Here is a 24,004-nt window from a genome sequence, read left to right as displayed (position 1 = left end):
ATGCTGGAGGAAAACAAGGCTATCGGCGCGGAATACGAGGCGGCATTCAGGCAGATCCTGTATCCCGAGCAGCTGAGAGAATACTCCGACTCGTCCATGGGCAAGTCTCTCAAAGGCTACGCTTTCAGTTATATGGGAGGAGGCTACGGGCTTTTGTATGAGGCGGGTTTTCTGGAGCATCACTCTCTCCGCCTGAACGACGAGCAGAAAAAGGCGCTGCTCGGGCTGAACAAAGATACGGCAAATAAGATGCTGGGTCTCAGGGCCCCCGGCGAAAGAGGCAAGGTGTATGTGGAATACGAGCAGACCCTGAGGGATATGCTGGACGAAAGGCAGCGGCTCCGCTTCATCCATATGTTCGACGGCAGCGGTATTTGGCTGCAGGACGCGCTGAAAAAGCTGGATGAGAGGGAAGCCGCCTCAAAGAAACAGGACTGACCGATAAGACGCAGAAAGCGCTTCACCCTGCGGGATCGCAGATCCCGCAGGGTGGCGCTTTTGTCCGGCCGGGGAGGCTCGGTCAAAGGGCGCAGGTGTTATTTGCTCTGCCGGTCTTTTGCTCCCGGGATATACTTTGCCAGGTCTTTTTTGCCGATATGCCTGTTCTTGCAGGCTTTCCTGGCGCAGGCCTCGAATTCCTCCTGCGACAGCACGTAATACTCGTCTTCTTCGCCGTAGGCGCTGCTCACGTTGACGGTGCGCGACTTGTGGAGGATAAGCCTGCCCTCCTCATCCCTGCCTACGGTCTCAAAGCACAGCTTACCCGTGTCTATCATGACGTCAAACAGCTTCTTGTACGGATAGTGCATATCGGTATCGATCTTTATCATCAAGGGTCTCCTTTTCAGACGGCCGTTTTTGGGCGTCCTGTAATATTATACCATATCCGCCGTCATCCCGGCGCCTCCGAAGCGCTTCCGCAGAGCCTGGCGGCGAGATCCCCTGTAGTGGAAGGACAGGCTCCGGTACGGCGCCATGCCCACCGCCGGGAGAGGAAAACCATGCCGCCCGATCGGAGAAACGTCTCCGGCAATACTCATACAGCGAGCCCGGGTCACGGTCGAGGATGCAACATACCGCCGGGGAAAGCAGCCTTGGATCGCGGTTCTATCCGAGGAGACTTCTTTTCACCCCACGAATACTTTTATTCGTGGGGACCCCGTATTACCGGTGAGGGCTGAATGCCCTCACCGCCGAAGTGACGTTTTTTTGCCGGGATGACAAAGAGCCTTCCCATGCGCAGCCGCAGGGGAAGGCTCGTCTGTATCCGTGTGTCTATTCCAGACGGATGTCGTTTTCCGTCAGAGTCAGGGTCCCGGCGGGCAGGTCGGCCTTGGCCACCTCGCCCGGCTTCAGCTCCCAGGGCTCTATGCCGGCCATGGCGGCGGCGTCCTTCAGCAGGGCGGGGAAAGCCAGAGCGGAGGGGAATTCCTTCTCGGCGTCGTATTCCATGTCGCAGTCGCCGGAATACATGATGCACCGGCAGCCCGCGTCGGTGGTCTTCATGAAGAGGCAGGAGCATTCGGGCACCTGCATGCCGGCCCGCATGTCCACCGGCTTGTTGGAGGCTATGAGCACCGTGCCGGGGTCAAAGTTCACGTAGCTGTCCATCACGTGTATCTTGTCGATGGAGCATACGTTGGGGAGTCCCTCCGTCTCGTGGACTATGTGGTCCACGTGGCCGGTGGCCCAGTCGGTGTCCCCGTTCATGCCGAACAGAGCGTCGAACTCCGCCACGTGCCGGAGCTCCACGTCCAGCACGGGGCCGTTGGACAGCAGGGCCTTGCCCCTGGTCCGGGCCCACTCTGCGATGAGCTGCAGCACCTCGCTGCGGGTGGACTTGGCGTAGGCCATGATGAGCACCTCTGTCTCGTCAAGGGCGCCGTCCAGGATCATCTGCTCGCTGACCATGCTGATGGGATAGTATTTTCTCAGCAGCTTCACGGCCTCGTTGAACTCGGCGGGCATCTCGCCGTCCAGCACGCTGCGGTCGGAGGGATAAAACACCGCGATGGACTTGGGGGTCTTGCCGGGGTCGGCGTGTTTGAGGAGCATCTCCCAATCTGCCTTATTGACCCGGCAGCTGAGGCCGTCGAACACGTTGCCGTAGTAGCTGTGCATCTGGCCGTTGCGGTAGGCCATGGAGCCGAACACTCTCTCCCGGAAGCCCCGGGGAGTGATGGGGCCCACGGGCTCCAGGCCCATATATGCGCCGTAAAACTGGCAGGCGGACCAGGTGTAGATGGTGCGGACTATGTTTTCGTAAAACTTGTTGCATTCGTTGGTGAGCCGCAGGCCGCCCCGGAACTCGGCGGCGTATTTGGCCTGGTCGGCAAAGCAGGAGCCGTGCCAGGGCTCCTCCCAGCCGCCGGTGCACATGTAGAGGGACACGCTGTCGCCGAAGGCCTTGCGGCATTCGTCCAGCCAAAAGCGGCTGTAGAGGCTCATGGCCTCCCGGTACCAGGTGACCTGGTCCAGATGGGCGGTGCGGGAGGGCAGAGTGTGAATGGGCTCCGGGCGGACCTCCTCAAAGGAGCCGAAGTGGCTGCGCCAGGCCTTGTTCAGGGCGTCGGCGGTGCCGTATTTGCTCCTGAGCCAGCTCCTGAAGTCCTCCGCGGCGTCGTCTCCGCCGCACCAAAAGCCGTCGTGGCCGTGATAGGCCCCGGGCCAGTTGCCCCTCACGGGAAAGATGGCTTCGCCGTAGTCGCCGCAGATGCCGGGCATCACCGACTCTATGACGTCCATGGGCATATAGTGGTCGGCAAAAGCCCTGAGCACCCGGGACACGTGGGCCCTGAAGGCCGGGTTCCAGATAGACTCGATGGGGCAGTCCTTGCCGTGCTCCAGACACCGGAGGGGCACAAAGCTCTCCTCCTCCAGGCGCCACTTGGGGGCGGCGTAACGGGGCCCCATGAGGATAAAGGGCACCCACCTGAGCCCCGCTTCCTTGATCAGCCGGACCATGCGGTCGTAATAAGACCAGTCAAACCGGCCGCAAGCCGGCTCAAAATCGTTCCAGAAAACGTAGATCTGGACCGAGGTAAACCCCATCTTTTTGAGGTTTGCCAGCGCTTCTTTTTCGTCGGGCTGCCCAAAGCGGGCGCCTCCTGTCACCAGTTCCATACATACCTCTTGTGTTTTCGCCACGCAGGGCGTTGATGTTCTCATATATCCGCGCGCCGGGACTGCCGGGTCTGCTGCGATGGAGCGCGGGAGAGCAGCCTCCGGACGCCGCCCCGCAGCGGCGGTTTTTTTTATTATAGCATACTGCGGGGGGCAAATGAGGCTGCCGGGGCGGTCAGGCGCCTTTTTCGGCGTCTTTTTTTATGAGTTTGTTTGTGAGGGTGTGCAGGAAGGCCAGCAGGGAGATGGCGGCGCAAAAGCCGGCTATGGTCATGAACACCCAGGGCCAGCCCTTTTGGTCCAGCAAAAAGCCGTACACTATGCTCTGGACGGCGGCGCCCATATAGGCTCCGAAGTTGAGGACGCCCGAGCAGGTGCCTCCGAAGACCCGGCCGCCCATGTCGGCGGCAAAGGCCCAGATGGTGCCGCAGGCGGAATAGACGCAAAAGCCTGCCAAAAACAGCAGGAGCTCGGCGAGGACCAGCATAAAGGCGCTGTCGGGGGTGATGAGCACAAAGGATTCGATGACGACGGCGCCGGCCACGGCGCTGACCATCACGGCGGGCAGCCTGTTGCCGGGGCACAGCCTGTCCGTCAGGGTGGGCACGGTCAGGGCTCCCAGACCCATGCCGAGAGGCAGGGCCAGGGACTGCAGCAGGCCCTTGGTGATGTCTATGTCAAAGCGCTCTACAAAATAGAGGGGTATCCAGATGGTCAGGCCGTATCGGACCATGCCTATGAGAAAGCATATCAGGAGCCACAGCAAAAAGGTGCGGTCCGACAGCACGTGCCTGTAGGGGTAGAAAAAGCCCTTTTCGGCTATGAGCCGCTTCATCTCCGTCTCGGCGGCGGCTGTGTCCGGGTTTGGCTCGGCGTAGTCCTTCAGCCCCACGGCGGCGGGGCAGTCCCTGGCAAACAGGACGAATATGAGCAGCATGACCGCCGGGAACACCGGCGGCAGGAAAAAGGCCGCCTTCCAGCCCAGGGAGGGCAGCAGCGACAGGGCTGCCGCCACCGACAGGGTGGCCGCTCCCTGGCCCAGCCCGGAAAAGGCGTCGGCAAAGCCCATGGCAAAGCCCCGGCGCTTGCCGGGGAACCACCGGGCTATGTTGCTGATGCCGGGCACCCAGGCCATGGACTGCACGTAGCCGTTCACTCCCCAGATGATGGTCATGACTATGAGGGAAGACTGGAGGCCGAAAAACAGATTGGCCACGATGGAGAGAGCCACCGACACCACCACGAACCGGGTGGCGCCGAAGGTCTCGGCCAGGCGGCCGTTGAATATCTGACCTATGGCATAGGCCCAGAACAGGGCGGAGGTAAATATGCCTATGTCAGGCTTGGTGAAGCCCCGCTCCAGAAAAGCCGGGGCGGCATTGGGCAGATTCAGCCGGCAGCAATACAGGGACATATACAGCATGCTGAACAGGATGAGGTAGCCCAGGCCGTGGCGGCAGAACTTCCGGTATTCTTCGGGCGTATAGCCCAGCTCGTTTTGCGTCACAGGTCCCGCTCCTTTCCCGCCCGGTATTTGGCGTAAAACTCTTCTCTGAAGGCGAGAAACCTGCCCCGGCGGATGGCCTCCCTGATCCGCTGCATGAGCCTGCCGTAAAAATAGATGTTGTGATAGGTGGCCAGCCGGGCCGCCAGTATCTCCTCGCATTTGCACAGGTGCCTGATGTAGGCGGCGGAATAGCGGCGGCACACGGGGCAGCCGCACTCGGGGTCTATGGGGCCGAAATCCTTGACGAACCGGTTGTTGCGTATGTTGATCCTGCCCCGGGAGGTGTACATGCTGCCGTTGCGTCCCAGACGGGTGGGCAGCACGCAGTCAAACATATCCACGCCCCTCATGACGGCCTCTATGACGTCCTCGGGAGTGCCTACGCCCATGAGATAACGGGGCTTGTCTTCGGCGATGTGGGGCATGCTCCAGTCCAGAGCCTTCATCATCAGCTCCGGGCCTTCGCCCACCGACACGCCGCCTATGGCTATGCCGTCCGTGTCCAGGTCGGTCATGAATTTGGCGCTGTATTCCCGCAGGTCGGGATACGTGGAGCCCTGGACTATGCCGAAAAAGGCCTGGGAAGGGTCATGGGCCGCCCTGGACCGCTGGGCCCATCGGTGGGTCCGCAGGGTGGAGGACAGGGCGTAGCCGTAGGTGGAGGGATAGGGTATGCATTCGTCAAAGGACATGACTATGTCCGAGCCTATCCTGCGCTGGATGTCCATGACGTTCTCCGGAGTGAACCGGTGCCAGGAGCCGTCCACGTAGGAGCGGAACATGACCCCCTCCTCGGTGATCCTCCGTATCTCCGCCAGGCTGAACACCTGAAAGCCGCCGCTGTCGGTCAGCACGCTCCGGTCCCAGCTCATAAAGGGGTGTATGCCTCCCGCCGCCTCCAGCACGTCGGTGCCGGGGCGCAGATACAGGTGGTAGGTGTTGCCCAGGATGATGCGGAAATCCATCTCCCGCAGCTCCTCCTGGCTCATGGCCTTCACGGAGGCGCAGGTGCCTATGGGCATGAAGACGGGAGTCTCCGCCACGGAGTGGTTCAGCGTCAGCCTGCCGAGCCTGGCGCCGGAGTCCGTCTGCAGCAATTCAAACTTCATGTGACCTCTTCTCCGAAGACGCTGCCCGCGGTGCCGTAATAGTCCCTGATGTCCTGCCAGATCTCCCGGGCCTCCTCCTCGGAGACCTCTTCGATGAGAGGCAGACGATCGACCTCAAACGAGGGCACCAGGCCGCTCCTTCGCATAAAAAACTCCTTGGTGTAGCGCACGTAATAGGCGCCGCCGGGGGTCTTGTACAAAAACCATTCGCCGCCGCCGTCCGCCAGCAGTATGTCCTTGTCGTTCATAGAGTGTGTCCTTTCTCCGCCCGTGAGGGCGGTCGAGGGGTGTGGTGTTCCTGTGGTCATCCCGGCCAAAACTTCGGGGTCCCCGAAAAACCGCAGATCGCAGGGGGCTTCCTGCCGGTGAGGGCAGAACGCCCTCACCGACGAAGTGACGCTGTATTTGCACGGGACAGGCCCCTTTCCCCGGCCGGGGGTCAGAACTCCTTGATCTTGTGCTCTATGTTGTCCTTGATGATGATGGAGTCCCCGGGCTTGTTGGGATTCTTGATGCTGTAGCCGCCGGGCCAGTAGTCGATGATATTATTGCAGATCATCAGCTTGTCGGCGCCCTTTTCGATCCAGATGCCGCCGGAGGCCATCAGGTGGGAGCCCAGCATGGTGAAGTTGCGGGCGTTCTTGCCTATCTTCACGGCGGGATAGCCGTCGATCACCTGAAAGTCCGACACGGACAGCTTGGTCCTGGGGTGGCTTTTCTTGGGGTCGTAGATGAGCCCGATGAGATTGCCGCCGCCGGTGCAGCGGACCTGGGTGGAAGTCACGGAAGCGTTGTAGAATATCATGTCGTTCGACACGTTTATCCCCACGCCGCCGGGGTAGGTGAGTATCTGGCAGGAGTCGATGGCAAAGCCGCCGTTGCCCTCGAAGATAAAGCCGTTCTGCACGTGCTCCACCCAGCAGTTGGAGATGAAGTGGGGCAGGGAGTGGGCAGTCTCGTTTTTGCCGTCCACCTTGATGGTGGGCCGCTGCTGATAGAAGGTCTTGGACAGGATGGTGAAGCACTGGTTCATCATGACGCCGTCCTGTCTGCCGAAGTCAAAGCAGACCCGGTTTTTGGCGTAAAATGCCTGGTCGGACACGGTGGTGCCCCCCACGAACCAGTGGATGTTCTCGAATTTGTTGATGTCCATGGCGCCGGAGATGACTATGCCTCTGTAATGGCTCCAGCCGTTGATGTCCCTGAAGAGGCCGCCGCCGGCGTTGGTCTCCACGCCCTCGGGAGTGGAGATGCAGGTCCAGGAGCCGCCGAAGGACACGTCCACCACCTCGGGGTTGCAGCCCCGGAGCATGATGGTGGGCTCCGCCTTTTTGGGGTGTATGGTCTCCTGATTGTTGGGGTAGTTGAAGCACATGCCCTCTATGCGGCAGCCGTGCCACATGCTGAAGGGCACGAAGTCGTGCCTCGTTATGGTGATGGACACGGCCTTTTTGCCTTCGCCTTTCAGGTATATGCCGTTTGCCAGCTCCACAGGATTGTCAATGAGATAAATGCCGCCGGGGACGTTCACCACCCGGGTGACGGAGTCCGAAGCGTTGGCGGCCTCTATGGCCTTGTTGAAGGCTTCGGAGGAATCGGTCTTGCCCGTGGGGTCGGCGCCGAAGTCCGCGACGCTGGTCGCCAGGGCGCCTGCGGACAGGCACGCCATGGCCAGGAGTGTGAGGATCAGTTTTTTCATAACGTCGTTCCTTGTGTGTTTATTTGTTGAACAGCTTATAATATGCCAGCGCCAGTGTCTTTTTCACCAGTCTGGGCAGCATAGCTTTTTTTTCGCCGGTACCGGCTTCGGCAAAGTGCCTGAGATACAGCCGCATCAGCAGCAGCGAGTCGCCGAAGAGCCTGACGCGCCTGTTGGCTGCGGCGGCGTGTATCCTGTAGCGGTAAAGGACCCGGGGGTTATGTATGACGGAGCCTTGCTCGCTGATCTTCAGATACAGGTCAAAGTCGTCCATGGAGGTGTAGCGCCCGTCCATGCCTCCGGCGCCCGCTATGGCCTGCTTTTTGATCACTGTCCCGCTGAAGGACACCGCGTAGTTGCCCTGCAGAAACAGGGACAAAAAGCTGCTCCTCTCGGGTATGCGGGACCTGTCCTGCCTGAGCACGGGGCTGTCCGCCCCGTCCATGACGAGAAACTCCGGGTCGCAGAACACCATGTCCGCCTGCCGCTCCTCCAGGACGCGCAGCTGCTCCCGGAGATAATCCGGCTCCCACAGGTCGTCCTGGTCCAGAAAGGCTATCACGTCCCCCCGGGCAGCCTCCACCGCCTTTTGGCGGCAGCCGGCCTGCCTGAGGTTTTGGCCGTTGCGGAAATACACGGTGCTTTTGGGAAGGGTGTCCAAAATACTTCTTATACTCACCGGCGACATATCGTCGGCGAGTATAAGCTGTATATTTGTGTGGGTCTGCGCCAGCGCGGAGGCCACCGCTTCCCGGAGCCATCCCAGCTGCTTTTCCGTCCTGATAAAGACGGGGATGACCACGCTGATCAGTTGATCACTGCCAGCACTCTGCAAGGCTTGCCTCCGACGGCGCGGATCCCGTGGGGATAGGAGGAATCCAGAAATATGGAGTCGCCCTCCCTGAGGGTGATGGTCTTGCCGTTGACGGTGAACTCCAGGGAGCCTTCCAGGATGAACTCAAACTCCTTGCCGGGGTGAGAGTGAAACACTATCTCCGCATCCTCCTCGTAGGGGATGGTCACCAGAAACGGCTCCATGTTCTTGTTGGCCATCTTGTAGGCCAGGGCTTCGTAGTTGTAGTCGGAAAACCTTTTGGCAGTGACGCCCTTTCCGCTGCGGGTCACGCAGTAGATCTTCAGCTTGGGCTCTTCGCCGGTGATGATGGTGGAGAGCTCTATGTTGAAATAGGTGGCGATGTCATCCATGATGCTGACCGGAAACTCTATCTCCCCCGCCTCGTAGGCGACGTATTTGTCGATGGGGATGCCGAGGCTGGCGGCCAGGCTCTCTCTGGATATGCCCGCGTCCTCTCTCAGAAAGCGGATGCGGGAGGCTATTTCCTTAATGTGAGGTTTCATTGGTCTTGTCCTTTTCGCGCAGTTCCACGCGGCGTATCTTGCCCGAGATGGTCTTGGGCATCTCGTCTATGAATTCTATGATCCTGGGATACTTGTAGGGAGCCGTGTTCTTCTTCACGTAGTCCTTCAGCTCGTTGGCCAGGTCGTCCGAAGGGGTGTAGCCCTTCGCCAGCACCACGGTGGCCTTGACCACCTGCCCCCTGATGGGGTCCGGGGCGCCGGTGATGGCGCACTCCAGCACAGAGGGGTGCTCCATGAGCACGCTCTCTATCTCAAAGGGGCCCACTCTGTAGCCCGAAGTCTTGATGATGTCGTCGCTGCGGCCCACAAACCAAAAGTAGCCGTCTTCGTCTCTCCAGGCCATGTCGCCTGTGAAGAAGAAGCCGTGTCTGATCTTTTCCTTGATCATCTCCGTGTCGTTGTAGTAGCAGTTCAGCAGCCCGGGGGGCAGCTCGCCCTCCGGCAGCCTGATGACCAGGTCGCCGTCCTCTCCGTCCTCGGTGGGGTTGAAGTCGGCGTCGATGGTGTCCACGTCGAACTGGGGCGACGCCACTCCCATGGAGCCCGGCCTGGGCTCCACGCCCTCAAAGGTGCCCAGCACGGCCACGGTCTCTGTCTGGCCGTAGGCCTCGTAGATCTTTTTGCCGGTGGCCTTTTCGAACACGTTGAACACCTCGGGATGCAGGGCCTCTCCGGCGGTGGTCGCGTGCTCCAGGTGCGAAAAATCGTACCTGGACAGGTCCTCCTTGACGAAGAACCTGTAGATGGTGGGAGGCGCGCAGAAAGAGGTGATGCGGTATTTTTCCACCAGGGACAGCAGCTCGTGGGCGTTGAAGCGGTCGTAGTCATACACGAACACGCAGGCCCCGCAGATCCACTGGCCGTAGAGCTTGCCCCAGACGCTCTTGCCCCAGCCCGTGTCGGACACGGTGAGGTGCAGGCCGCCGTCCCGGCAGCGCTGCCAGTAACGGGCGGTGACTATGTGGCCCAGGGAATACAGAAAGTCGTGGGCCACTATCTTGGGGAACCCCGTGGTGCCCGAGGTGAAATACATGAGCATCAGGTCCCTGCCGCCGGCGGGGCAGGGCCTGTCCCACCCGGAGGGAGCCGCGGCTGTGAGCTCGTCCCAGCTCTTCCAGCCCTCCCGGGAGCCGCCTACCAGAATGCGGGTGTGTATGCCCGGGCATTCCTCAAAGGCCTGCTCTATCTCCCGGACCACCATATTTTCGTTCACGCAGACCACGGCCTTCACGTCCACCGCGTGAAAACGGTAAACGAAGTCCTTTTTCTTCATGAGATGGTTGACGGGTATCACCACCGCGCCTATCTTGTGGCAGGCCATGATGGTAGGCCAGAACTCCCAGCGGCGCTTCATGATGAGGGTGATCACGTCCCCCTTGCCCACTCCGCTGTCCTCCAGGACGTGGGCCACGCGGTTGGCCCAGGCGTTGATCTCGCCGAAGGAAAACCGCTTTTCTTCGCCTTCGGGGTTGGTCCACAGCAGGGCCGGCTTGTCCGGCGCGGTGCGGGCCCACTCCTCCAGCACGTCATAGGCAAAGTTGTAGTTCGCGGGATATTTCAGCCTGTAGTTTTGCTTCATATCCGCGTAGGAAGAGAACTCGGTCCTCTCCAGAAATCTGTCCAATAGTCCGTTCATCATGCGTCCACCATTACCAGCAGCAGCGCCGTGGAGCCCACGGCGGTCATCCCGTGTTTGTGCGTCGAGTCAAAATAGATGCTGTCCCCCTGATTCAGGGTGATCACGGTGTCGTCGATGATGATATGGATGCTGCCCTCCAGGACGTAGTCGAACTCCTGCCCCTCGTGTCCGTTGGTGGCCACGGGCACGTCGCCCGTGCAGGGAACGGTGACCTCAAAGGGGATCATGTTCTTGCCCTGAAAGTTGGAGGCCAGGGCCTCGTAGCTGTATTCCTGCTTTCTGTTGATGTGGGTGCCTTCGCCCTTGCGGGTGACGCTGTAGACCCTCAGCTTGGGCTCGTCGCCGGTAATGAGGATACTGAACTGAATGCCGAAGATCTGGCTGATGGTCTCCAGCAGGCTGATGGGCAGATCGATCTCGCCGGATTCCATGATGGTGTAATCCGCCGGCTGCATGTTCAGCTTGGCTGCCATTTCTTCTACGGTCAGGCCGTTGTCTTCTCTCAGCGACATTATCCGCTGGGCGATTTCTTTGTTTTGGCGTGTCATTTTATCCTCCTGTATTCCGCCTACGCTTTGCAGCGTATGTAAAGGACGTCTCCGTCCTTTATGATATGTTCTTTTCCGTACAGCTTGACTATGCCCTGGGCCTTGGCGTTTTCCCAGGAGCCCGCAGGCAGTATCTCCTCAAAGTTGGCTATCTCGGCCCTGATGAAGCCCTTGGCTATGTCCGTGTGGATGGCCGCCGCCGCTTCCAGCGCCGTGGCTCCCTTTTTCACCGTCCAGGCCCGCACCTCCGGCTCGCCGGCCGTGATGAAGGAGATGAGCCCCAGGGCGTCGTAGGTCTTCTTGATGAGGGCGTCCCGGGCAGGCTCGGCAATGCCCATGTCCGCCAGGAACTCCTTTTCCTCCTCGTCCGACAGCTGACTGATCTCCATCTCCGCCGAGGCGCACAGCGCCAGGTGGGGGACGCCGTTCTCCTCGCACCAGGAGTTGAAGCCGCCGGTGACGGAGCCGGGCTCCGAGAGCTCTTCCTCGCTCACGTTCAGCACCGCTATGACCTCCCGCAGGGTGAGAAAGTCGTAGCCCGACATGGCCTTTTTCTCTTCCTCGGTGTATTCCAGGTCCTTCAGACGGGAACCCTCTTCCAGGCACTTTTGGAGCTTTTTCATGAACTCCAGCTCCTGCTGGGGAGAGCCGGCCGCGCCCTTCTTGGCCCCGTGGAGGGACTTTTCGATGCGCTCCATGCGGGTCTCTATGAGGGTGAGGTCCGCCAGCAGCAGCTCGTCGGTGATGGCCGCTATCTCGCTGACGGGAGACGGGGCCTCGCCGTATTCGTTGTCAAAGCCCCTGATGACGGCCACTATGGCGTCGGACTTGCGCACGTCGTTGAAAAAGGAGGCGTCAAACTCCTTCTGCCCCGCGGGCCGCGGAGCCACGTCGGTGAACTCGATGGGAGCGTAAGTGATCTTTTTGGGCCGGTATTGCTCTGCGAAATAGTCCACCCGGCTGTCGGGCACGCTGACCACACCCACGTTGGGCTTGGCGCTGCCTATGGGCTGAACGGCGATCTTGCAGCGGGTCAGGGCCCTGAACAGGGTGGTCTTGCCGCTCTGGGACGCTCCTACTATGCCTACTTTCATATCACTCTCCTAAAACTCCGTGACTACGGTGATGACCAGCGGGCGCCGGTGGGTGGCGTCGTAAACGTGGCGGGATATCACCCGCTTCACCGCGGACTTGATGGCCTCCGGGTTGGAGCCGTTGTCCGTGAACACCACCTGGAGCCTTTCGTCTATCTGCTCCGGCAGAGGCTCCAGCAGGGTGTCGGCTATGTCGTCCCCCGCAAACCCCTTGGAAAATATCTCGGGAGGGGCCAGGAGCCGCTTGTTCTTGCTGTCCACGGTGATGACCGCTATGATGACCCCGTCGGTGGAGAGATGGAAGCGGTCCCGCAGGACCAGGTCTTCCACGTCGCCTACGCCCAGGCCGTCCACCAGCACGCTGCCCGAAGGCACATGCTTGCCGGTCCGGACTCCCTCCGGGGTGATCTCCAGCACGTCGCCCGCGTTGAGCCCGAAGATGTGGTCCCCGCTGTAGCCCATGCTCTCCGCCAGCCGGCAGAAATGATAGTAGTGCCGGGGCTCCCCGTGGACCGGGATGAGATTTTCAGGCTTCAGGAAGCTGAGCATCATGCGTATGTCTTCCTGATTGGCATGGCCGGAAACGTGGACGGTGTGCAGGGGCGAATAGATGACGTTTGCCCCCAGGGAAAAGAGCCTGTTGATGGTGTTGATGATGGCGTCCTCGTTGCCGGGAATGGGCGTGGCCGATATGATGACCGTGTCGCCGGGGATGATGTCCACGTATCTGTGCTCCTCCGCCGCCATCTGGCTCAGGGCCGACAGAGGCTCCCCCTGGCTGCCGGTGGTGATGATCACCACCCCGGCAGGGTCCGCCGAGTCCAGATCGGACAGGCCGAGCTGTACCTCCTCGGGGATCCGGAGATAGCCCAGGATCTGGGCGATGCGGCAGTTTTCTATCATGGAACGGCCCACTATGGCCACCCGGCGGCCGTATTTTTCGGCAATGTCCACCACCTGCTGCACCCGGTGTATGTTGGAGGCAAAGGCCGCCAGTATCACCCGGTTCGGCGCCTCGGAGATGATCCTGTCCAGAGACTCGCCCACCTCCTGCTCGCTGCCCGTGTGCCCGGGCTTTTCCACGTTGGTGGTGTCGCACAGAAAGGCGATGATCTTTTCCTTGCCTATCTCCGCCAGCCGGGTCAGGTCCACCGTGTAGCCGTTGACCGCGTGGGAGTCGAACTTGAAGTCCGCCGTCTGCACCACCGACCCCAGAGGGGTGCGGATCACCAGGCCGCAGGTGTCCGGTATGGAGTGGGCCACCTGGAAATATTCTATCTCAAAGCTGCCGGCCGTGAGCGCGTCTCCCGCCGCCACCTCGAAGAGAGAGGCCTTGTCCAGCAGCCGGTGCTCCTCCAGCTTGTTGGACACGAAGCCCAGAGTGAGCCGGGTGCCGTAGACGGGCACGTTGATCCTGCGCAGCACGTAGGGCAGCGCCCCGATGTGGTCCTCGTGGCCGTGGGTCAGGTAGATGCCCCTGATATTGTCCGAGTGCTCCTCCAAAAAGCTGATGTCCGGAATGACTATATCCACCCCGGGCATGTCGTCGTCGGGGAACTTCAGTCCGCAGTCCACTATGATGATGTCATCACCATAGGCGTAGCAGGTCATATTTTTGCCTATCTCCATCACCCCTCCGAGGGGGATGATGGCCAGGCTGTCCGGTGCAAAGGGCAGGGTCATAGATGCGCTATTCCTTATTAGTTTCTGTCATTGTATTCATCATATTATTATATCATATTTCGGGCCATAAGAAAAGCGAGGCCGCCGGAACGGCCGGCGGGGGGGCGGGAAAACGGCCCGCCCGGAGAGAGGCGCCATTCGCGGGCGCTTCCGCGCCCGCGAATGGCTTAATAAAATATTGCGCTTCGGCAGGCGCTGCGCGCCTGCCGAAGCGCATCTGCATCAGAACGACGCAGGCTCACCGCCGGACCCGGGGGTTGTCAAAATAGCGGCCCGCTTCCCCGGCGGAGAGGCACCGGCCGCCGGCGACGCCGTAGCGGCGGCCCAGGCCGCCGTATTTGGCGCCGGCGAGAAGGTTGTATTCCAGCAGCTCCACCGGGGCGCCGCCTGCCAGCCGGGCCAGGGCTGTCAGGTTGGCCTCCGTGTCTGTGATGCCCGGGATGAGGGGCACCCGCAGCAGCCAGCCGTCCCGGCGCTCTCTGAGCGTCTCCAGGTTGGCCAGTATGAGGGCGTTGTCCCGGCCGGTGTATTTTTTATGCTCTGCCGGGTCTGCCAGCTTCAGGTCCATATACACGCAGCGGCAGGCCTCCGTCACCCGGCGGAACACGTCCGGCGGGGCGTATCCGCAGGTCTCCAGGCAGGTGTCGCCCTCCGCTCCGCCGAATTCCCGGAGCAGGGCCAGGGAAAATTCCGGCTGCAGCAGGGGCTCGCCTCCGGAGAGGGTGATGCCGCCAAAGGCGTCCGAGCGTCTCCGCAGCTCCCGGGCCAGGCTGACCGGGTCGGTCTCCCGTCCCGCCACCGTGATCAGGTTGTCGGGGCACACGTGCAGGCACCTGCCGAAGGGCCGGCAGTCCGGGTGGCTGCAGCCTCTGCGGCACAGGCCGCACTCCCGGCAGCCCCGCTTTTGAAACAGCTCGGGCAGAGGGCTCTGTCCCTCGGGGTTGTGGCACCAGAGGCACCTGAGGGGGCACCCCTTCAGAAACACAGTGGTCCTGACGCCTTCGCCGTCGTGGAGGGCGAACTCCTTGATGTCAAATATGATACCTGTTACGCTCATGTCTGCTCCGCAGCCGGACCTGTCCCGGCCTTGATGGTATTTGCCGCTTGAGGGCGGGCAAAAAAAGCCTGCGCCGCTTGCCGGCGCAGGCCCGTGTGCCTTGAGCCGCCTTGCCGGGGCGGGGTCAGACGGTGTATTCCTGTCTGGCTATCACGTGGTCCTGATACTCCTTGTCCAGCTCCACGAAGTAGGCGCTCCAGCCCCATATGCGCACCACCAGGGACCGGTGGTTCTCCGGGTGCAGCTGGGCGTCCCGCATGGCTTCGGGGTTCACCGAGTTGAGCTGCAGCTGGTGGCCGCCCCTTTGGATGAAATACTGCACCAGAGCCGCCACCTTGTCTATGGAGTCTTCCCTGGAAAAGATGCCGCCGGCGAATTCCAGGGTGAGGGGGCCTCCGTTGGGCGCGCTGTCAAAGTTTTGCCTGGTAAAGGAGCGTATCACCGACAGAGGGCCCCGGGTCTCCGTGAAGAGATTGGGTGAAAAATTGGTGCCGAAGGGCTCGTTTTTCCGGCGCCCGTCGGGGGTGGCTCCCACCTCGGCGGCGTGCCACAGGTAGTACATGGCTGTGGCGGTGCCGCCCTTCCAGATGCCGCCCTGCTTGTTCTTTCTGCCCCTGAGGGCGCTGCCAAAGGCGTCCAGCACTCTCCGGGCCATCAGGTCCGGCTCCTCCTCGTCCCGGCCCATCTTCGGGGTCTCGTATCTCAGCAGGTGCAGCAGCTCGGGGTCGTCGGCGTAGTCCGTCTCCAGGGCCCGCAGTATGCGCTCCGGGGACAGGGTCTTCTCGTCAAACACGTATTTTTTGATGGCGGTGAGAGAGTCGGCGCAGGAGGCTATGCCGGTGCCGTGTATGCCGTAGTTGCGGTACTTGATCTCGTCCATGAGCATGTCCAGCCAGGGGGACGGGATAAACCACACGTTGTCGGTCTCGGCGACGATCCTGTCGCACTCCTCCCGTATCTCCCGCTCCACGCAGGCGAAAAAGGCCTCAAAGTCCCGGCAGGAGGCCAGGTCCTTCCGTATGGCTCTCTCGGCCATCAGAGGCAGATTGAGGGCGCTGATGTTGGTGATGTCCCTGCCCTTGCCGGGGATGATGAACTCCCAGCAGGCCGCCACCGTGTAGTCCCGGGCGTCCTCCGGGTCGTAGCCCAGCCCTATGAGGGCGGGGATCACCCTGTCGTCGTTGGAATACTGGGGGAAGCCCAGGCCTGCCTTGGTGAGCTGAGTGCCCAGCCGGTAGACCTCGAAGGGGGTGTCCTTGTTCACCCGGATGTTCAGCTTCGGGTCTATCATGCCCAGGCGCCGGCTGGACACCAGGCACATTTCCGACAGCCTGTTGAAGGTGTCCCGGCCTTCGGAGTCCCGGCCGCCCAGCATCATGCTCTGGCCGTTGTCTCCCTGCTGGACCCCCGTGTAGAGGTCCGAGTCCTTGTTGAAGGACAGGAAAAAGTCGTCCAGCAGCTCCTGGGCCTCGGCGTCCGTGAGGACGCCCTCGTCCAGGTCCTTCCGGAGATAGGGATACATAAATTGGTCAAAGCGGCCGATGGTGTTGTGATAGTCCCCCTCCAGCCACAGGAAATAGTGGTAGATGCGAAAGGCCTGCAGGGCCTCCCTGAAGCCGGCGGCGCCATAGCGGGGCACCCGGGCCAGGATGCGGGCCACGTCCTCCCTGCCGGTCCTCTCCGCCTCGGCTCTGTATCTGTCTGCCAGGTCCAGTATGGCGTCGATGATCCCCCGCTGCAGCCCGTCCGCGGTCCTGCGGGCCTCCTCCAGGCCCGTCCCGATCATCCGGGCGTAGTCGGGGCACACGTTGCTCATGTAGCCCAGCTCATGGATGTGCCAGCGGCTCTGCAGCTCCTCCCACTCCTGCGGAGTGAAGATGTGGGGCACGTCGGTGACGGTGCGCAGAAAGACTATCTGCTCCCCCTTGAGTATGCGGGGCTCCTCCATGGCGGCCACCAGCTTCAGCCGGTCCGCCATCCTCTCCTCGGGGCTCAGGCCCCGGGCGGCGTAGTCCTCCGCCAGCTCCCGGCCGAAGGGGCGCCGGAAGGCGTGATGCTCTTTGTTGAAGATGTAGTTGTAGAGTGATCGATCCATGTCATGCTGCGGCCCGGGGCCGCCTCCCTTGTGTCAGAAGCCGAGGCTTTCTTCGATAAACCGGTCAAAGCCCTCGGCGGCTTTGCCCATACGGCAGTGCTCCATGCCGGGCACCTCTACGTAGGTGACGTCCAGCCCCAGGCTTTTCATCACAGGCACCAGCTTGTCCGGATGGTACTGTTTGATCACGTCGTCGTCCCTGTCTCCGTGGACAATATAGTATCTGATGCGGGGCATCTCCTCCACCAGATGCAGGGGCGAGGCGGAGCACAGGGCTTCCTCCAATGAGCAGCTGTAGTCCCCAAAGGCGGAGAGGATGCTGCGGGGCAGGTCGTCCCTTTCGCCGAAATGAAACACCAGGTCAGTGACCGGGCTGTCCGCCGCCGCAGCCACCGGGGTCCGGCGGGCATACACGGGATACACCAGCGCCGCCAGGCCGCCCATGCTGCCTCCGGAAGCGACTATGGGGGTGTCCTCCGGCAGGCCGAAGCCCCGGAACACGGCCTCCACCAGGGCGTCCGCGTATCTGACGGCGGAGCGGTTCATCCAGCTCCAGGGGCCGTAGTAGGGAAATATGTACACTACGCCCATGTCTGCCAGCCGGCGGGTGCGGTCGTTCTGCTCGGTGATCTCCGAACCGAAGCCCAGACCGTGAAAGGACAGGACTATGCCCTTGACGGGCCGGCGGACTATGGACACGTTGGTAAAGGCAAACCGATCGATGTTGTCAATGCTGATGGCAGCGTCGGCCAGGGTGTCGTTCATAGGGCTTCCTCCTTGGTGGTTTCCAACTCCATTATAGCAGAAACAAAGGGAAAAAAGACCGGGGCGGGAAGCGGAAAGCAAAAAAACTCCCCGCCGGAGCGGGGAGGAGCAAACGCAATGCTTTATTTGGGCCAGTGGCCGTCCACGTGGACGCCGCCGTCGCCGCTGTTGTAGTAATCACCCAGGCGGCTGAGAGAGGCGTGGCCGTCGCAGAATATCATCATGGTGTTTTCGGAAAAGCTGTCCACTATCTTGTTCTGCGAATGGAAGCTGGCGGTCTCATACAGCAGAGGATAATCTGCCGGCTTGGCAATGTTCTTCATCTTGATGGACTTGGAAGCGGGATTGCCGAAGTTGCCGGTGGAGCCGCAGCACATCAGGAAGTTGTAGCGGTAGGAGGCGATCCTGAAGTTCACCTGCCAGCTGTCGCCGGCATCCGTGGTGTCCGAAGGGCAATAGAACATGCTGTCGTTCTTCACGTAGTTGCCTATCTGGGCCCTCCAGGAGAAGTTTTTCATCCTGTTGGCCTGCAGGTCGTTGTGCACTACGTCGTGGCCTTCGTACACGCACCATTCGTTGTCGCCTATGATGCACATGCTGCCGTCATCCTTGACGATGCCCTTGGGGAAGGTCTGGTCCCAGTCGCTGAGATACATGATAAAAGCCGTGCCCAGCTGCTTGGCGTTGCTCATACACTGGGTCTGGCGCGCCTTTTCCATGGCGCTGTTGAACACGGGGAAGAGAATAGCCGCCAGAATGGCGATGATGGCTATCACTACCAGGAGTTCGATGAGCGTAAAACCTTTTTTCATATGATCCTCCTTACGATTTTTCGGATGCTGATATATCTATTATACACCATTTCGCGGATTTTTCCAAAAAAAAGCGGTTTTTTTCGGGGAGGCGCCGGCTGAGGGTGTTGTCTCGTCATCCCGGCGGTCAATTCAGACGTCATCTCGGCGCCTCCTGTGGAGGCGGTAAGAGATCCCCTGTAATGAAAGGACAGACTTCGGGCAAGGAATAAAGTCCACCGCCGGGGGCTCAGGATCAGGGTCCTCCGGGGGACCGATGACCGGGATTATCCGTACCCCGCTTAGACGGCCCCTCCCACCAGCCGCCTCCGGCAGAGCCGGAGCAAGGAATGCGGCTGGCGGGCCCCTCCGGAACTACACCCCACGAATACTTTTATTCGTGGGGACCCCAAGGTCCCTTCCCGGAAATGGCCAAACGCTGACGCGTTTGATCTGTTGCCATTTCCGCCGGGATGACAAAAGAGTTTTCCCCCTGCAAAGCCAACGGCTTTGCAGGGGGAAAACCATGCCTCCGATCAGGGCTTATCCTTGCCCCGCGATACGGTCCCTCCCATTTGCCTTCTCCGGCTCTGCCGGAGCAAGGAAGAGGCAAATGGGCCCCTCCGTGGATCTCTTACCCCAAATCGCGTAATGCTGACGCATTACATATGTTGCGATTTGGGCCGAGATGACGTTGATGTTGAACGGGACGCGGAGGCGCCGGGATGACGCGGGAGGGCGTACTGCCCGGTTGGAGGCGCCGGGATGAAGTCAGTGTTGAACGGGCCCGGCGGCGGCTTACCGCTCCTTCACTGCGGAGAGGGAGGCCGGGGTGTTGTCCGCGTCCTCGGCGGGGGTCAGGCCCTCGGCTTCCAGGTGGGCAGTGTCGTTCAGGCGCTTCAGATAGTTCCTGTCCTTCAGCTCAAACACGGTGATGGAGCAGTTGTCAAAGCTGAGCAGCCGCCAGTGCTCGGGCTCCAGGTCCAGCAGGCACAGGGCTATGCCTCTCAGGGCGCCTCCGTGGGTGACTGCCAGCACTCTGTCCGAGGGGGCGTGGGTCTTTTTCAGCTGCTCGACGAAGAGCCGGGCCCTGTTGGCCACGTCCCTGAGGCTTTCCCCGCCGGGAGGGGCGGTGATATAGGTCTGGCGCCAGGGGGTGCGGTCCGAGGGGAACAGCCGCTCTATCTCCTCCCGGGTCTTGCCCTCCAGCACCCCAAAGTTCCTCTCGCTGAGAAGGGGCTCCCGGGTAAAGGGCAGGCCCAGGGCGCCGCATATGATCTCCGCCGTCTCAGTTGCCCTCAGCAGGGGGGAGGAATAGACCCGGTCTATGCGGTAGCCCTTGATGCGGTCCCTCACCAGCTCCGCCTGCCGGATGCCTGTGCCGTTCAGGTGGGAGACCACCGACTGCCCCTGTATGATCTTGCTCAGGTTGCAGCCGGTCTCGCCGTGGCGCACCAGATAGAGCAGCATGCTAATCCGCCTCCCGCCGTATGCGGTTTGGGCCCTTTTTCAGAGAGACAAAGATAAAAAAGCCGCCTCTCAGCCCTGCCGCGCCCCGGGGTGCCGGCAGGCCGGTCCACAGAGCGAAGGGGTATTTCGGGCAGTCCTCCGACGCCTCTATGTCCAGGGTCAGGGCGCGGCCGTCGTATTCGGCCCGGTCCACCCGTATCTCCGGCAGGCTCTCCGGCTCCACCCAGCCGTCCTCGGGGACCACCGGCTGCCGGGAATAGTCAAAATAGCGGAAGGGGGCGTGCTCGCCCTGCTCAAATATCACCTGGGTGTCCGCGTCATAATAGGCGCACATGGGCCGGTAGGAGCCGGTCTCGGGCCAGTCTGCGGGCTTGGGGGTGCTGCCCGAGTAGAAAAACACCTTGTCGTGGCAGGTGACCGGGTCCTCCAGATACAGGCTCTGGACGGGCTCCGCCCGGTCCGGGTATTTCAGGTCCAGCCAGTCCGCCGTCTCCCCCAGGGTAGCGGGGGTCAGGGGAGGCCGGGTCTCGAAAAAGCGGCCCAGCCAGGCGTTGCGCTCGTCGTCGCCGGAGTCGTGGTCTTCCTGATGCACCACCATGACGGCGAAATCGTTGTCCTCCAGATTGGCCAGCAGGTTTGACGCTATCCTGTGGTAATAGTCCGGCTGATGATAGGCTATGCGGCAGTTGTAGATGTCGTCCACGTCGGTGCTGAAATACACGGCGCCGGAGTTGACTCCCGGGGTATGCACCGTGTTCACCAGGTCCCGGTAGGTCCAGTCAAAGATCCAGGGGCCGGCGTTGTCGCGTCCGGGTATGCGGAAGTTGGCGACGGAGGGCCTGTAGGGATTCCAGGGGCAGCCGTAGTGATACATGCTGGTGTCGCATTCCTTGTGGTCCAGGCCTATGCCCCACAGGGCCGTGATGCCCAGCCGGGTCACCGCCTTCAGGATGTTGGTGCCTATGGCCCCTATGAACTGGTCTATGCCGGCGGTGCGTATGTTTTTGCCCGAGAGGTTCCGCAGGTGCGCGAGCTGCCCCTCCAGCGTCTTGAAGGTCTCAAGCTCGCTCAGAAACAGGTTGTAGTTGCGGGTGTTGTAGTGGCTGTAGCTGGGAGGCATAAAGCCGATCTCGTCGCCGCCGGCCGCGTATTCCCCGAATTCCTCCGGGTTGCAGCGCCAGGAATAGCCGTCCGTGAGCCAGGTGACGGGCAGCCCCGCCCCGTGTATGATGTCCGCCAGGCGCCGGGCGTAGTTGAAGGCGTTGCCCCCCATGTCCGGGCCGCAGGCCCGGGGGTGCCCCACCTCGTTCTGGATGCCCGGGTTCCAGCCGTCGTGGTAGTTGCAGCTGATGACGGGCACCAGAAAGACCTCCTTTTCCCTGAACACAGCGGCGTTCAGCCGGACGCCTCCGGACAGGACTATCTGCCCCCTGCCGGGGCTGACGCCGGTGATACGGAGGCAGGTCCCCTCCTTGTCCGCCTTCAGGCAGGCGGGGGCCCCGGCGACGGTCTGATCCTTCAGATGGCCGGGCAGCTCATATACGGCTTCTCTGCCGCATATGCCAACGTAGCTTTGACGCATAGATGTTCTCCTCTCAGTATGTGCCCAGCCTTTTGGCCAGGTCGGTGAATGTCCTGAAGTCTTCCAGGGTGACGCAGTCCGGCACGGAATGGTCGCTGGACAGGATGTAGCCGCCGCTTTCCTTCATCACGGGTATTATCCGCTCCATTTCCTCCCACAGCTTGTCCGGGGTGTTGTAGAGCAGGGCGTTGATCCCGCCGTGAAAGCCCAGCCGGTCCCCGTAGGTCTTCTTCAGCGCCACCGGGTCCATGCCTGCCTTCACCTCCACCGGGTTCAGCATCTCCACCCCTATCTCCATCAGGTCCGGGATAAAGGTGTGCACGTCCCCGCAGGAGTGCAGATGCACCTTCATGCCCCTCTCCCGGGCCCAGTCGCAGGCCCGCCGGTGCACCGGCTTCAGTATATTGCGGTAGGTGGCCAGGGAGAAAAAGGTGTTTTGCTTGTAGCCCATGTCGTCATACCACATGATCTCGTCGAAGGCGTAGCCCCGCTCCAGCATCAGGTCAAACAGGGCCAGGGAGCAGTCCAGGCAGTAGCTGAACACGTCCTGTATCCACTCGCTGCCGTAGGCTATCTCCATGAGCACCCTCTCGGTGCCGCACATCCAGGAGTGGGTGACGTCAAAGCCGAACCACAGGTTGGCGGACAGCCATTCGCCGTCAGCCCGCCATTTGGGGTAGTTTTGCTCCAGAAAGCCCCAGTCTATCCTGTCCGGGCCCATGACCATCCTCTGCTTTGCCGCCTCCCAGGAGGCCTCGTCCCTGATGGTGAAGTCCAGGAACTCCGGCACTCCCCCTATGTGCTTCCAGTTCTTCATGGTGACGCCCCAGGGGGAGGTGAATATGGAGTAGTCCTCCGTCTCCTCTATGACCTTCGCCTCGTAGCGGGGGGTGACGTCCGCCCCCACGCTCACTATCCGGTCTATGCCGAAATATTCGTAAAAGGGCCGGTCCATGCCCTGGGCGGTCCAGCGCTCAAGGGTGGAGGCCCAGGGGTCGTCTATAATGGGCACCCGGTCGGCTTCCCGGTGCTCGTACATCCTTTTTATTCTCTCATGAGTAGTCATTGACGCCATTTCATCGTTCTCCTTGCCGTTGCAAAAACAGGTCTGCCATCTCGTCGCATCTCACGATCAGGTATTCCGGGGGCAGGGCCGAGAGGGCCTTGTATATTTTGGCCGGGTCCAGGGTCCAGCTGAGAGCCATGACGCTGATGAACTGCCCCTTGGCCCCGAGTATGTCCCGGGTCAGGGTCTCCGGGGTCTCATGCATGTCCCAGCGGTTCTGGGTGTGGAAGACGGGAGCGCCTCCGCAGAGCTCGGCATACCGCTCCGGCGGCAGGGTCTCGTTGCGGCCAAAGTCCGCCAGCACAGCCTTTACCCCCTTCAGCTCCGCGTATTCCCCGTAGGCCTCCGCCGGCTCCGGCTCGCTGTACCAGTGGTCCGTGTGCAGGCTGATCACCGACAGGTCCAGCCGCTTCATATCCCGGACCGTGTCCCGGAGAAAGGCCCGCCTTGCCCCCGGGTCCTCCGGCGCAAAATAACGGGGCATGGTGTAGCCCGCCCCGGACATGGCGCAGAAGAAGCAGTCGCTGCCGGCGCTGTTGGCGTAAAACCATTCCAGCACCCCCGGCATCAGCTCCGCCGTCCGGGGCCCCAGACACCAGTTCATGGGAAAGCTGCCCCGCTCCTTTTGCAGCCAGTTGGCCTTTTGCAGCCTCAGCCAGTACCAGGGGCAGTCGCCGGACTCGTATTGGGTGACCATGACGTATTTTTTGGCCGGGTCATATTTCAGTCTGCGGGGAGGGCTCTGCCGGAAGGGGCCCCGGGCCCGGATGCCGCTGTGCACCGACAGATTGGGGGTCCAGTCGGAGACCACCGTATATTTGCCGGTCCGGCCGGCAAAGATGAGGCCGCCGTATTCCGTGAGGCCCTCGTCCGCGTCTCCCGCCTGCCAGAAGCCCAGCACCGGTATGTTGGAGGGGAACCGGGCCATAATGGTCTGCATGGCGTCCTCGTCCCCGGGACGGCCCCCCGGGATGCCGCAGCTGCCGCTCCGCACCCAGAAGGTGAAGATCCGGTGCTGGATGGTGTAGTCCCGCAGCCAGGCTCCCGCCGCCATGGGCTCCAGGGAGCACAGGGCCTGCCGGGAAAAGCTGCCGCCGTCTTTTTTCCACATCCACTCATACACCTCGCGGTCGGTGGAAAAACGCCCCCGCAGGTCCAGCTTCACGGGTATATTCAGCCTGTCCGCCAGCTCCGGGGTGCACACGGCCAGGGCCTCCGCCCCCGCCGCGGCGCAGGCCGCGTTGACCGTGGAGGTGAGCCCGGGGTCCCACACTGCCGCCCCCTTCAGCTCGCCTCTGAATCTGGCAGCAAGCTCCCAGGGCTCCAGGGGTATCAGCTCCCGGATATAGCCCTTTTCCCGGTAGTATTCCGCCCACTCGCTGTCGCTCGGGCCGTT

21 protein-coding genes are annotated in these 24,004 nt (G+C 61.6%); 1 reads left to right on the top strand and 20 read right to left on the bottom strand.

All coding sequences use genetic code 11. The features are described 5' to 3' along the window. Positions 1-438, top strand: a 438-nt coding sequence (locus IK083_10555; protein ID MBR4749995.1) for a hypothetical protein, incomplete at its 5' end; no start/stop codon positions are given. A 98-nt stretch (positions 439-536) separates the two neighbouring features. Here IK083_10555 and IK083_10550 read toward each other — a convergent pair. From IK083_10550 to IK083_10455, 20 genes are all read right to left on the bottom strand, one after another. After that, the gene (locus tag IK083_10550; protein ID MBR4749994.1) at positions 537-830 is read right to left on the bottom strand and encodes a hypothetical protein; all 294 of its coding nucleotides are present in this window, start codon (positions 828-830) and stop codon (positions 537-539) included. A 445-nt stretch (positions 831-1,275) separates the two neighbouring features. After that, complete coding sequence (locus IK083_10545) at positions 1,276-3,123, bottom strand: beta-galactosidase (GenBank protein MBR4749993.1); 1,848 nt, start codon at positions 3,121-3,123, stop codon at positions 1,276-1,278. A 175-nt stretch (positions 3,124-3,298) separates the two neighbouring features. Beyond that, a complete protein-coding gene (locus IK083_10540) occupies positions 3,299-4,630 on the bottom strand; it encodes an MFS transporter (GenBank protein MBR4749992.1) in 1,332 nt (443 codons plus the stop codon). Next, positions 4,627-5,739, bottom strand: a complete 1,113-nt coding sequence (gene tgt / locus IK083_10535) for a tRNA guanosine(34) transglycosylase Tgt (protein ID MBR4749991.1) — start codon at positions 5,737-5,739, stop codon at positions 4,627-4,629. The genes IK083_10540 and tgt overlap by 4 nt, the downstream gene beginning before the upstream one ends. Further along, a complete protein-coding gene (locus tag IK083_10530; protein ID MBR4749990.1) occupies positions 5,736-5,987 on the bottom strand; it encodes a hypothetical protein in 252 nt (83 codons plus the stop codon). The genes tgt and IK083_10530 overlap by 4 nt, the downstream gene beginning before the upstream one ends. Positions 5,988-6,178: 191 nt before the next feature. Beyond that, positions 6,179-7,438, bottom strand: coding sequence for a hypothetical protein (locus IK083_10525; GenBank protein ID MBR4749989.1), 1,260 nt, complete (start codon positions 7,436-7,438; stop codon positions 6,179-6,181). Positions 7,439-7,457: 19 nt separating this feature from the next. Further along, positions 7,458-8,273, bottom strand: coding sequence for a glycosyltransferase (locus IK083_10520; protein MBR4749988.1), 816 nt, complete (start codon positions 8,271-8,273; stop codon positions 7,458-7,460). Continuing rightward, the gene (locus tag IK083_10515) at positions 8,246-8,797 is read right to left on the bottom strand and encodes a cupin domain-containing protein (protein MBR4749987.1); all 552 of its coding nucleotides are present in this window, start codon (positions 8,795-8,797) and stop codon (positions 8,246-8,248) included. Before IK083_10515 ends, IK083_10520 begins: the two co-directional genes overlap by 28 nt. After that, on the bottom strand, positions 8,781-10,454 hold the full coding sequence (locus IK083_10510; protein MBR4749986.1) for an AMP-binding protein: 1,674 nt from the start codon (positions 10,452-10,454) through the stop codon (positions 8,781-8,783). Before IK083_10510 ends, IK083_10515 begins: the two co-directional genes overlap by 17 nt. Beyond that, positions 10,454-11,005: a cupin domain-containing protein gene (locus IK083_10505; GenBank protein ID MBR4749985.1), complete on the bottom strand. Its 552-nt coding sequence runs from the start codon at positions 11,003-11,005 to the stop codon at positions 10,454-10,456. Before IK083_10505 ends, IK083_10510 begins: the two co-directional genes overlap by 1 nt. Before the next feature lie 20 nt (positions 11,006-11,025). Further along, entirely contained in the window at positions 11,026-12,099 is a 1,074-nt protein-coding gene (locus IK083_10500; protein ID MBR4749984.1) for a YchF family ATPase, read from the bottom strand. A 9-nt stretch (positions 12,100-12,108) separates the two neighbouring features. Beyond that, positions 12,109-13,782: a ribonuclease J gene (locus tag IK083_10495; protein MBR4749983.1), complete on the bottom strand. Its 1,674-nt coding sequence runs from the start codon at positions 13,780-13,782 to the stop codon at positions 12,109-12,111. A gap of 238 nt (positions 13,783-14,020) precedes the next feature. After that, positions 14,021-14,839 carry a glycyl-radical enzyme activating protein gene (locus tag IK083_10490; protein ID MBR4749982.1) on the bottom strand — a complete coding sequence of 273 codons (819 nt, stop codon included), beginning with the start codon at positions 14,837-14,839 and terminating at the stop codon, positions 14,021-14,023. 124 nt (positions 14,840-14,963) lie between these two features. Continuing rightward, positions 14,964-16,934: a pyruvate formate-lyase gene (locus IK083_10485; GenBank protein ID MBR4749981.1), complete on the bottom strand. Its 1,971-nt coding sequence runs from the start codon at positions 16,932-16,934 to the stop codon at positions 14,964-14,966. Positions 16,935-16,967: 33 nt separating this feature from the next. Further along, positions 16,968-17,699, bottom strand: a complete 732-nt coding sequence (locus IK083_10480) for a prolyl oligopeptidase family serine peptidase (GenBank protein MBR4749980.1) — start codon at positions 17,697-17,699, stop codon at positions 16,968-16,970. 122 nt (positions 17,700-17,821) lie between these two features. Further along, entirely contained in the window at positions 17,822-18,511 is a 690-nt protein-coding gene (locus IK083_10475; GenBank protein ID MBR4749979.1) for a DUF1559 domain-containing protein, read from the bottom strand. 777 nt (positions 18,512-19,288) lie between these two features. Next, the gene (locus tag IK083_10470; GenBank protein ID MBR4749978.1) at positions 19,289-19,960 is read right to left on the bottom strand and encodes a histidine phosphatase family protein; all 672 of its coding nucleotides are present in this window, start codon (positions 19,958-19,960) and stop codon (positions 19,289-19,291) included. A 1-nt stretch (position 19,961) separates the two neighbouring features. Continuing rightward, positions 19,962-21,542 carry a hypothetical protein gene (locus tag IK083_10465; protein MBR4749977.1) on the bottom strand — a complete coding sequence of 527 codons (1,581 nt, stop codon included), beginning with the start codon at positions 21,540-21,542 and terminating at the stop codon, positions 19,962-19,964. 13 nt (positions 21,543-21,555) lie between these two features. Then, positions 21,556-22,617 carry a hypothetical protein gene (locus IK083_10460; GenBank protein MBR4749976.1) on the bottom strand — a complete coding sequence of 354 codons (1,062 nt, stop codon included), beginning with the start codon at positions 22,615-22,617 and terminating at the stop codon, positions 21,556-21,558. Between the two features lies 1 nt (position 22,618). Next, on the bottom strand, positions 22,619-24,004 hold a 1,386-nt coding region (locus IK083_10455; GenBank protein MBR4749975.1), incomplete at its 5' end, for a hypothetical protein.

The organism is Abditibacteriota bacterium (genome assembly GCA_017552965.1).
Taxonomy (GTDB): Bacteria; Armatimonadota; UBA5829; order UBA5829; family UBA5829; genus RGIG7931.
Note: the sequence above shows the minus strand (reverse complement) of the source record. Positions and strands in the feature narration are given on the sequence as shown.